The 9,738-nt window shown below is 71.7% G+C and carries 10 protein-coding genes; 5 read left to right on the top strand and 5 right to left on the bottom strand.

Going from position 1 to position 9,738, the window contains the following annotated elements; all coding sequences use genetic code 11:
* Positions 1 to 260 precede the first annotated feature (260 nt).
* Together QOZ86_RS20855 and QOZ86_RS20850 are read left to right on the top strand one after the other, a co-directional pair.
* Positions 261 to 731: a helix-turn-helix domain-containing protein gene (locus QOZ86_RS20855; protein ID WP_284493882.1), complete on the top strand. Its 471-nt coding sequence runs from the start codon at positions 261 to 263 to the stop codon at positions 729 to 731.
* A gap of 22 nt (positions 732 to 753) precedes the next feature.
* A complete protein-coding gene (locus tag QOZ86_RS20850) occupies positions 754 to 1,401 on the top strand; it encodes a transposase (protein WP_284493881.1) in 648 nt (215 codons plus the stop codon).
* A gap of 510 nt (positions 1,402 to 1,911) precedes the next feature.
* Here QOZ86_RS20850 and QOZ86_RS20845 read toward each other — a convergent pair.
* The 3 genes from QOZ86_RS20845 to QOZ86_RS20835 all read right to left on the bottom strand — a co-directional run bounded on the left by QOZ86_RS20845 (position 1,912) and on the right by QOZ86_RS20835 (position 3,637).
* Positions 1,912 to 2,601: a LuxR family transcriptional regulator gene (locus tag QOZ86_RS20845; protein WP_284493880.1), complete on the bottom strand. Its 690-nt coding sequence runs from the start codon at positions 2,599 to 2,601 to the stop codon at positions 1,912 to 1,914.
* Positions 2,594 to 3,250 carry a hypothetical protein gene (locus QOZ86_RS20840; protein ID WP_284493879.1) on the bottom strand — a complete coding sequence of 219 codons (657 nt, stop codon included), beginning with the start codon at positions 3,248 to 3,250 and terminating at the stop codon, positions 2,594 to 2,596. Before QOZ86_RS20840 ends, QOZ86_RS20845 begins: the two co-directional genes overlap by 8 nt.
* Positions 3,251 to 3,427: 177 nt before the next feature.
* Positions 3,428 to 3,637 (bottom strand): helix-turn-helix transcriptional regulator, encoded by a 210-nt coding sequence (locus QOZ86_RS20835; protein ID WP_284493878.1) that lies wholly within the window; start codon positions 3,635 to 3,637, stop codon positions 3,428 to 3,430.
* Between the two features lie 1,052 nt (positions 3,638 to 4,689).
* Here QOZ86_RS20835 and QOZ86_RS20830 point away from each other — a divergent pair.
* The 3 genes from QOZ86_RS20830 to QOZ86_RS20820 all read left to right on the top strand — a co-directional run bounded on the left by QOZ86_RS20830 (position 4,690) and on the right by QOZ86_RS20820 (position 8,298).
* The gene (locus QOZ86_RS20830; RefSeq protein WP_284493877.1) at positions 4,690 to 5,817 is read left to right on the top strand and encodes an ArdC-like ssDNA-binding domain-containing protein; all 1,128 of its coding nucleotides are present in this window, start codon (positions 4,690 to 4,692) and stop codon (positions 5,815 to 5,817) included.
* A 16-nt stretch (positions 5,818 to 5,833) separates the two neighbouring features.
* The gene (locus tag QOZ86_RS20825) at positions 5,834 to 7,543 is read left to right on the top strand and encodes a ParB/RepB/Spo0J family partition protein (RefSeq protein WP_284493876.1); all 1,710 of its coding nucleotides are present in this window, start codon (positions 5,834 to 5,836) and stop codon (positions 7,541 to 7,543) included.
* Between the two features lie 266 nt (positions 7,544 to 7,809).
* Positions 7,810 to 8,298 (top strand): hypothetical protein, encoded by a 489-nt coding sequence (locus tag QOZ86_RS20820; RefSeq protein WP_284493875.1) that lies wholly within the window; start codon positions 7,810 to 7,812, stop codon positions 8,296 to 8,298.
* A 280-nt stretch (positions 8,299 to 8,578) separates the two neighbouring features.
* Here QOZ86_RS20820 and QOZ86_RS20815 read toward each other — a convergent pair whose 3' ends face one another.
* Both QOZ86_RS20815 and QOZ86_RS20810 read right to left on the bottom strand, forming a co-directional pair.
* Positions 8,579 to 8,908 (bottom strand): type II toxin-antitoxin system PemK/MazF family toxin, encoded by a 330-nt coding sequence (locus QOZ86_RS20815; RefSeq protein ID WP_284493874.1) that lies wholly within the window; start codon positions 8,906 to 8,908, stop codon positions 8,579 to 8,581.
* Positions 8,905 to 9,129 carry an antitoxin MazE family protein gene (locus QOZ86_RS20810; RefSeq protein ID WP_284493873.1) on the bottom strand — a complete coding sequence of 75 codons (225 nt, stop codon included), beginning with the start codon at positions 9,127 to 9,129 and terminating at the stop codon, positions 8,905 to 8,907. Before QOZ86_RS20810 ends, QOZ86_RS20815 begins: the two co-directional genes overlap by 4 nt.
* Between the last annotated feature and the right edge of the window lie 609 nt (positions 9,130 to 9,738).

Here is a 9,738-nt window from a genome sequence, read left to right as displayed (position 1 = left end):
CACCTGGAAGGTGCTCCTTGAACGGCTCGGACAGGTCCCTCGACAAGACCCATCCTTGCTGGTCAGGAGCACTTTTCAGTTGATCAACACCCGGTCGCGGCGCCTTCCCGTGAAAGCCCCGGGCTAGTGCCGCGGCTGCCAACGTTCGCCTCTCTTCGGTGACACGCCCGCCGGGGTCCTTGGCTGAGGGCCTCGGCGGGTCGACCGTGGGGTTCGTCTGATCCTGTCTTCCCCGCAGGAGATGCGAGATGGTCCATCGCGTGCAAGTCCGCCCGATCAGCAACGACGAGGGCAACAAGCTGCTGCGGATCGTGCGCCGTAGCAGCGGGTCGGTGGTGACCTGGCGAAGATCGCAGATGGTGCTGCTGTCCGCCCAAGGCATGGCCGTGCCGCAGATCGCCGAGGTGACGTTCACCAGTCCTGACCGGGTGCGGGACGTGCTGCACAACTTCAACGCCGACGGCTTCGACTCCCTCAAGCCGAAGTACGCCGGCGGGCGACCAGCGAAGTTCGACCTCGAGCAGCGAGCAGCCATCAAGAAGGCGGCACTGGCTCGGCCGACCGATCATGGGCTGCCGTTCTCCACCTGGAGCCTGTCGAAGCTGGCCGACTTCCTGGTCGCTGAGGGGGTGGTCGACGACATCTCCCACGAGGGCCTGCGCACCCTGCTCCGCGAGGAGGGCGTCTCCTTTCCAAGCCGTCAAGACCTGGAAGACCAGCACCGACCCTGACTACGAGGCCAAGAAGAACCGGGTGCTGGAGCTCTACGCCATCGCCGACGGCCGCACCGCTCCCGGTCCCGGCGACCCGACGGTGGTGCTCTGCATGGACGAGTTCGGGCCGCTGAACCTGCAGCCCCACCCGGGCAAGCAGTGGGCGCCAGCCGCCTCCGGCAAGGGTGACCAGGACCGGCCGCGGCGACGGCGCCGGCGGGCGACCTACAAGCGCCCGCACGGCGTGCGGCACCTACTGGCCGGCTACGACCTGTCCACCGACCGGCTCTACGGCCACGTCAAGGTCCGCAAGGGCCGCACCGAGTTCCTGGCCTTCTGCCGCTACCTACGCTCGCTGTACCCGCCCGACGTGCGGATCGCGATCGTGCTGGACAACTTCAGCCCGCACCTGTCGACCAAAACCGACTCCCGGGTCGGTGAGTGGGCGGCAACGAACAACGTCGAGCTGGCCTACGTGCCGTTCTACGGCTCCTGGCTCAACCGGATCGAGGCGCAATTCACCGCGCTGCGCTACTTCGCTCTCGACGGCACCGACCACGAGTCCCACAAGGAGCAGGCGAGCATGATCCGCCGCTACATCGCCTGGCGGAACCGGCACGTCACCGATCCCAAGCTCCGCAAGGTCATCCGTCGAGCCGAGACCATCAAGAGGGCGAAGGTTGCCTGACCCGGCACTAGCTCCGGAGCACGCTCGGGTTCCGAGTCACTGACCTCGATCAAGAGCCCCTCGGGGGCTGCAACGACACGCGCTCGCACCGGAGGCCCACCATGGCGGAGTCCGTTCGAAGCCAGTTCCTCGACGGCCAGGAGGAATCTCTCGCACCGAGCGTCATCCATTACGACCGATTCCGCATCGACGAGCCGGCGTACGTCTGCTCGCACGAAATGCAGGTCGGCAGTCGTCGACAATTCCCACTCCCAGCTCCGGCCACCGAGCCATGGGGGCGTTTGCTGGGTCCAGGTCTTGTCCATAGCCTCAGTCCAGCCTGCGCGCCGTCGGGGAAGGACGCTGCGTTCGCAGGCCAGGGAACCAGCCGACGCCTCTTCACGCGACCCCGGCATGCGAGACCGGCCTTACGAGCACCCAGAAGCCGGTGCTCGCCCTGAAGCCGAGGTGCTGGGCGACGGATCCGCGCGTCGGTGTGAACGAACTACTCCGGGCCCGGGTGGCCGTGGTTCAGTAGAGGTAGCGGTCGATGCCGGAGCCGTGCGCCCACAGGCGGTTCATGCGGTCGGCGGTCCGGGCGTGGGCGGCTTCCTCGGCGTCGCGGAGCACGCAGTCGGTGCCGGGCGGGGTGGCCCGCAGCCGGGTGGTGAGTAGTCGGGTGTCGTAGGTGGGGGAGAGGTCGAGCAGGCCGGCCAGCCGTGCAAGGAGCGAGACCAGTTCAGTGCGGTCGATCCGGCGGTAGCCGCCGGCGAGCTGCTCGGCGTGGGCGTCGACCAGCTCGGCGATGTCGGCGTTCAGCCGGGGGTGGCCGAGGGCGGCGGCGGTGGCGGAGAGGAGGTGGATGTCGGCGGCGGGCAGGGTGAGCACGGTCAGCGGCGCGTGCTCGTAGCGGCCGTCCGGGGCGAGCAGCCGGCCGCATCCGGGTCCCCGGGACTGGGTGGGTGCCAGGGCGGTGAGCAGGCGCTGCACGGCGGCGAGGGCGACCCGGTCGGCCAGTGGCGCCGGCAACCGCAGCGGCTGCGTCTCGGTGCTCGGACCCCGCCGGTCGTCGTCCTCCCACGTGCCCAGGCACAGCAGGATCTCCTCCAGGTCGCGCAGCGGCGCGAGCGGCTCGCCGTCGAGGTCGATGACGAGCACGGTGCGCTGCCTTCGCGGGGTTTCGTCGCTCGGTCCGGGGTGGCCGGTCGGCTTTTCAGTCACGGGCGGACCACCGTTCGGTGGCCGACCGGCCGGTTCTGCCGGTGGCTCGGCTGATGTCGGCCCATGAGGCTCCGGCCGTGAGGGCGGTGCGCACTGCCTGGTCCAGCGCGCGGGCGGCGGCGGCCTGCCGGGCGGCGGCCGCCTCAACGTCCTCGAGGGCTTGCCAGCCGGCGATGTGGCGGCGCCATTCCTGTCGCACCCGGTTCTCCTCGGCGACCTCCAGATCGGCCCACGGGCCGGTGACGGCGAGCGGCCGCGCCGCGGGGTCGGCCAGCTCCGGTGGTACGCGGGTCCAGGGGGTTCCGCGCCAGCCGCAGGTGCAGCCGGCGATCCAGCCGACGACCGCGGCATCGGGGCGCCACTCCTCGGCCTGCTCGATCACCTCATGGCGAACCTGACCGCTGGTGTGGGGGTGCACGATCCGGTCGCCGCGGAGAAGTGTGCCGTCCTGCCAGAGGCCTTCGGCGGTGGAGCCGTCGCGGTAGGTCAGCCGCACCCGGTCGCCGTTGCACGGCCCGTCGTCGGGCCGGCGGGCTATCAGGATCCCGCGGGCGCTGGTGGTGCCGGCGCCTTGCGCGCCGTCGGCGAACAGTGGCACCGCCCAGCCCTCGTGCTCCTGGTCGTCCACGACCGGGCCCATCCATCCCATCGCTTCTCCTCTCGATGCTTGTGCCACGGTCGCCGTTCCGGCGCCTGGCCGGGCCTGTCCCGGCCGGCTTCTGTGGATGGCCGTCGTTGTCCACCGACGGGGCTGGCCACGGACCGCACGGTGTGCCCGAAGTCGGAAGCGGCCCCGTGCCGGTCCAGCCGCTCTCTGGAGGCGGGGCTATCGGTGCGGGGACTGGTCTGCTTGTGCGTCGATCCAGGTGCGCAGGTCGGCGCGGCGGTAGAGGACGCGCCGGCCGAGTCGGAAGCTGTTCGGGCCGGTGCCGAGGTGTCGCCAGTACCGGAGGGTGGCGACGGGGGCGCGGAGCACGTCCGCGGCCTCGGTGATGGTGAGCAGCTCGGGCTCGTGGTCGTCGGTGGGGTCGGGCATGGCTGGCTCCCCGGGGGTCGTCGGTGGTGGGTTGTGCCGTCACCACAGAAGGCGCCATTTCGGCCCCAGTGGTGACACTTCACCGTCAGCCTTGTCTGACTGTCTCCGGTTGTTCTCCTGTCGCGGCTACCGGTGGCGCGTCACCTGCCGGCGACGGAGACCCTGCAACTGCCGACGCAAGGGGGCGGCGCCGAGACAGCCGGTGCACCCCCCGGGTGATGCGGCTGGGTTCGGCCCCGTCCCGGTAAGGGTCTCCCGGACTGCCTCGTTCGTCCCGGGCCGATGCCCGAGTGTCACTCCGCGGCGCTGTCCCTGGCCGACCCGTGCGGCCCGCACGTCTGCAGCACGTTCTCCGGTAAGCCGACGGCAGCCGGCCCGACCAGCCCCGCTACGGACAGGAGGACTACAGGAGGTCCGCTGCTGACCCGGGGTTCCTCCAGTTGTCCTCCAGTCAGCCGGTGCAGACCGTGAGGATCGGGGCGCTCCTGCGCAATAGGTCGCTGTGGACAACGGCTCCTGTCCACAACATCCGGACCGACGCCCTCGGGCAACCGCCGGCCTGGCCACGCTCGACCCATGGCGCACGACACCGCACCCGGTGCACGGCAGGACCGCGGGGCCTGTGACCGGTCCGCCAGGCACCTCCGGGACGTGTCGGGTGACCGGAGCGTCCTGACCGGTGGGTCCACCGTCGACATGGTCGCGCCGCGGCCGTTGGGGCAGGCCAGGAGCACCCTTCGGGCCACGCTGCGCGTGGCGCCGGCTGCGCCGTCGTCAAGGTCCGCCTGCGGCGGGCTGTCCTTGCTGACCCCCCGACCCGTCCGGCAGCTCAGCGTAGGGGCCTCCCACGCCGTCTCCTCCCGACCGGACCAAGATCCTTCCGCCCTTCGGGCGCTCCGCTGCGGAAGCAGTCTTGGTCCGGTCGTCCCCCGCCGCCGCTCCCGGCCCCTGAGCAGAGCTCTGTGCCGGACGGGCCGGGGGAATGGGTGGCAGGACACCCGTTCCGTAGTCCCTCCCGTCCCGGTTTCGGCTCCAGTTCCGGGAGGGTCCAGATGACCAGCACCAGCACCACAATCAGCAGCCCGGCAAGCGGCACGAGCAGCAATCGGACCGGCAGGGGGAGCCGGAGTCGGCGGCCGCAGCTGAGTCCGGCGCAGCGGGAGGCCGCCGACGCCGCGCGGGCGGCGAAGATCGCCGCCCTGCACGAGCGGATCGGCGAGCAGGTCGAGCAGCTGACCGCCGATCCGCAGTGGCGGGCGATGCTCGATGCCGCCGCGAAGTTCCACACCTACAGCCTCAACAACCAGCTGCTGATCGAGCTGCAGGCCGCCGGGCGGGGCATCAACCCGACCCGGGTCGCCGGGTTCACCACCTGGAAGGCGCTGGGCCGCAGCGTGCTCAAAGGATCCACGGGGCTCGCCGTCCTGGCGCCGTGCACCTACACCCCCAAGGACACCCCCGCCGACACCGGCACAGGGCAGGACACCCGTCGGGCCGCACCCGCCGCCACGACGGCGGCGGGGATAGCGGGGGAGCCGGCCGGCGGGGACGCCGACCAGTCGGCCCGGGGGCGGGTGCTGCGCGGGTTCCGGGTCGCGCACGTCTTCGACATCTCCCAGACCGATGGCGACCCGCTGCCCGACGTCCGGCCGGAGCTGCTGACCGGTGACGCCCCCGCCGCCCTGTGGGACGCCCTGGCCGCCCAGGTCGCCACGCACGGCTACACGCTCACCCGCGAGCACTGCGGGCAGGCCAACGGCCTCACCGACCCGGCCGCCCGCACCGTACGGGTCCGCCCGGACATCGCCGACGCCCAGGCGGTCAAGACCCTCGCCCACGAACTCGCGCACATCGAGTGCGGGCACACCGCCGACGGATACGACTACCGGGGCTGCCGCGGGCGGGCCGAGGCCGAAGCCGAGTCCGTCGCCTACATCGTCACCGCCTGGGCCGGGCTGGACGCCGGCGCCTACACCGTCCCCTACGTCGCCGCCTGGTCGGCCGGGGACACCGATGTCGTCCGCGCCGCCGCGGCCACGGTGACCGCCGCCGCCCGCCGCATCCTCGACCACCTCGACCGCGCCGAGGCCACCGAGACCCCGCCGGGGGATGGGCACAGCGCCTCGCCCGCCGGACCGGTCGCGCAGCCCGGGGGCGCCCGCGTCCTCGCCACCGGGTGAACGGGGAGAACGCGACATGTCCGCCACCAGCAGCCCCGGCGACAGCACCCGCACCGAGAGCACCGCCACCCCGCAGAGCATCGAAGGAGAACCCGCCATGACCACGACCACGACGGTCACCGCCCTGCACACCGGCCGGGAGAGCACGCCCGACGAGCCCTCCGCGACCGAAAACGCCCGAAGTGCCGGGATCGAGCAGCGCGAGACCGAGCACGTCGACCCGACCCGCATCGGCAGCGCACCCGCCGACACGGCCGAGGACAGCGGCCGGGCACACCGGCTGGTGTGGCTGGACCCGCGGGAGCTGGCCGTGCATCCCCGCAACATCCGCGACGACCTCGGCGACCTGTCCGGGCTGGCCGCCTCCATCGCCGCCCAGGGCGTGCTGGAGGCCCTCACCGTGATACGGCACGCCGCCGCCGACGGCACGCCTGGCCACCAGCTGGTGGCCGGGCACCGCCGGGCGGCCGCCGCGATCCTCGCCGGCCTCACCGCGGTGCCGTGCGTGCTGCGCCCCGACCTCGCCCTCGACGGGACCGCCGCCGACGGTGACCGGGCCGCCCAGGCCGGGCACGTCGGGGCGATGCTGGCCGAGAACCTGCACCGCCAGGGCCTGTCCGCAGTGGAGGAGGCGCGCGGCGTGCAGGCGATGCTCGACCTCGGCGTGCCCCTCACCAAGGTGGCCAAATCCACCGGGCTGGGCCGCAAGCGGGTCGCCAAGGCCGCCGGCGTCGCTCGGCTGGACGCCGACACTGCCGCCGCGGTTGCCGGTGCGGGGCTGACCCTGGACCAGGCCGCCGCCGTCGCCGTCTACGCCGATGACCCCGACACCACCGCCGCCCTGATCGCGGCAGCGGGGGAGGGGCCGGGGCAGTTCGCCCACGCGCTGACCCGCGCCAAGCAGGCGAAACAGGAAGCGGAGCAGGCCGCAGTTCTGCTGGCGGAGCTGACCGCCGACGGGCGCACCGTCCTGGGCGAGGACACCGGCCGCGCCGCCAACCGACTGGCCGACCTGGCCCACGACGGCCGGCCGCTAACTGCCGACGCCCACGCCGGCTGCCCCGGCTCGGCGGTCTACATCGCCACCACCGGCTGGCAGGGGCCACGGGCGGTCGAGGTGTGTACCGACCCGGCCGGCAACGGGCACCGTGACCGCTGGACGGCCACCGCCCTGCCCGCGAACGCAGCAGGCGAGGAGCCGAGCGAGGCCGAGCGGGAGGCCGCCTCGGCCGAGCGGCGGGCCACCATCGAGAACAACAAGGCGATGGCTGCGGCCAACGAGACCCGCCGCGAGTGGATCAAGGGCCTGCTGCAGCGCAAGACCGCACCCAAGGCGGCGCTGCGCTTCGCCGTCGAAACCATGGCCACCGGCCCCCGGCCGCTGTCCCGGTGGCTGTCCGGACAGCCCAACCGCGCCCAGGACGCCGCCGCCGACCTCGGCATCGACGCCCCCGGCCAGTGGTGGACCACCCGGGACAAGCCGGCACCGACGCTGACCAGCGGTGAACAGGTGCCCGACGCCCGGCTGGGCGTGGCGCTGCTGGCGCACGGCGCCGGGGCTATCGAATCGGGCATGCACCGCCAGTCCTGGCGCAACCCCGGCGCCGGCGACGCTCGCTGGCTGCGGTTCCTGGTCTCCTGCGGCTACACCCTCGCCGACATCGAGCAACAGATCATCGACGCCACTGGGCAACCCACCGCCGATCCCTCCTCCGACGCAACTTGACCGGCGTCCGGCCGTCCCCGCACCCCTGCGGGGCGGCCACGTCGAGGCGGGGTGGCGGTTGGGGTGGCCGGCCGACGGCGGGGGTCGCGCGAGGCCCCGCCGCTGGCGCGTCGAGGCCAACCGTCAGCAAGCTGCCGGCGGGCCTGCGGCCCGACGCGCTCACCGGTCCCGCGACCGCCGCCCGACACCCGTCACCGGCCGCGCCTGTCAGACCCCAACGGCACACTGCAATCCGAGCCTGGAGGCCGGAGGACAGGAGAAACCCAGTGATCTTCGAACCCAGAGCCGCCGACCTCGACCCGGTCGACGTCGAGAATGCCCTGCTGCGCGCCGCCCTGGGCGACTACTCCGACGAAGCCGCAATTCTCCTGCTGATCACCTCCGGCCACTGGCTACCGCAACTGCAGCACGCCGGGCTGATCACCGTCGACGGAGACGTGGAAGGGGAGGGACTGTGGGCCCACATCTACTGGCCAGACCTCGACCAGGCCCTGCGCATCGGCACGATCATCGGCAGGAGCAGTGACCATCAGGTCCTGCGGGCAGCCGCCAGCATCGCCGACGGGCATCCCGTCGACCTCGGCGACCTCGCCGTCGGCCTCGACCGCCACGCCCTCACCCTCGTCCTCGCCGCGATCGCCCACGCCGCCGGCAGCCACGAACCCCGCAGCAACACCCACGCCCCTGACGGCGTCCCTCACCCGGGTGACCGGCTGCCGCCGCTGGTCCCCTGGCCCCAGCCCCACCTCCAGTGAACCGTCAGAAGCAGGGGTGGAGCGCACCGGCGAGAACGCTTCGAGCGCCGAAGACTGCTGGACTGCCGCCAAAGAAAACTGGACGACCTCGGAGTCCGGTCCGGCGCTCGCGGGGCCGGGCGAACCAGTCGCAGCGGGTGACGCCCACCAGCCCTATGGACCCCCGGTCGTCGCTGTTCGCAGCGGCGGACCCCATGTCATGGCATATGGGCCCCAAGTGGCTTTCGCCGCTCCTCCATAGCGGATGCGATTGTGCGTCACCGCGTGCGGGGTGAGCTCGTCACTCGGCAAGCCCGAGAAACACCAGAAGTGCGCGGTTAAGCCGCACAGTATCTGAATCGGCGAGTCGACCGAGGTGACTACGCACATTTGCGCGCGGCATCGTCACAACCTTGTCCACCATGATGTGACTTGCTTGCTCGATCCCGGTGGCGTCCGTCGGCTCCACAGCGATCCGAATCAATGGCGCCTCGACCAGATTGGTGGTCAGCGGACAGACCGTAACGGAGGCGGTGGCATCGAACCGGTCGTCCTGGACGATGACAACGGGCCTCGGCTTGCCGGTGTAGACACCACGCGCAGCAGCGATGCAGATGTCGCCTCGCCTCACTCGGCGGGCTCCGCCTCATCGTCCCAATCGACGGAAATGGCATCGACAAACGCCTGCTCGTCGGGCTCATGCTCGCTGACCGCGACGGCAGCTGACTGACGGTGAGATTCCGCGACGAACTCCGGAGCCCGTACGTCGGGCACCCAGATCTGAACAGGCCTGAGGCCCTGCTCACGCAAACGCTGTCGATGTTCACGTACCCGATCTCGCGTGCTCGCCATGGAACGATGTTACATGTAACTCTCCTGGCTAGCCATAGGAGCAATAGGCCTGCGTCCCGCTGGCGGATGCGGATACGGGTGCCAACCTTCTGTCTCCGGCTCCCCGCCGCTGGGAGGTGCCGGATCGGCGGTGGCCCGTCGACGCTGAGCTCCTTGCCGACCGCGGGCTCCGTGGCCTGGCCGGCCGGCGGTGACCGCGCCGGTATCGGGAATCAGCGGACCGGCCAGGCCTAGCAGCAGCGCGGCGACGACGAGCAGTAGTGCGGCGACGAACAGCATCCCCTTCTAGCACGACGAGGGCGACGGCGTACAGAATGAGGGCGGCGGTAGTCATCGGAGCGGTTCCCGGGGCGTGAGGGTCAGGGTCTGCGGTGCGGGCGCATCATGCGCGCAGCAGGCGTCGGTGCATCCGTCGGCACAGCTGCAGCCGTCCTCCGCCGGCAGACCGCCGACGCCGGGCCGAGCCGGGGCACAGCAGCCCTCCTGACTTTGATCAGGGTTGCATGATCATTTCTGCTGCGGCTCGCTGAGCTGCGGGAACGCTCTGGACTCGGCGTGGTTTCACGCACTAACGGGCTCGGCCTAGGGTCGGGGTGTGGCGTTCATCCG

The sequence above is a fragment of the Blastococcus capsensis genome, assembly GCF_030165005.1.
Lineage (GTDB): Bacteria > Actinomycetota > Actinomycetes > Mycobacteriales > Geodermatophilaceae > Blastococcus > Blastococcus capsensis.
The sequence above is the reverse complement of the archived record's forward strand: the minus strand, read 5'-3'. Positions and strand labels throughout refer to the sequence as shown.

Bases quoted from the DNA above. Each gene is read 5' to 3' on its own strand.
- QOZ86_RS20840 (WP_284493879.1), bottom strand. From the start codon at position 3,250: ATGGGATGGATGGGCCCGGTCGTGGACGACCAGGAGCACGAGGGCTGG.
- QOZ86_RS20835 (WP_284493878.1), bottom strand. From the start codon at position 3,637: ATGCCCGACCCCACCGACGACCACGAGCCCGAGCTGCTCACCATCACC.
- QOZ86_RS20830 (WP_284493877.1), top strand. From the start codon at position 4,690: ATGACCAGCACCAGCACCACAATCAGCAGCCCGGCAAGCGGCACGAGC.
- QOZ86_RS20825 (WP_284493876.1), top strand. From the start codon at position 5,834: ATGTCCGCCACCAGCAGCCCCGGCGACAGCACCCGCACCGAGAGCACC.
- QOZ86_RS20810 (WP_284493873.1), bottom strand. From the start codon at position 9,129: ATGGCGAGCACGCGAGATCGGGTACGTGAACATCGACAGCGTTTGCGT.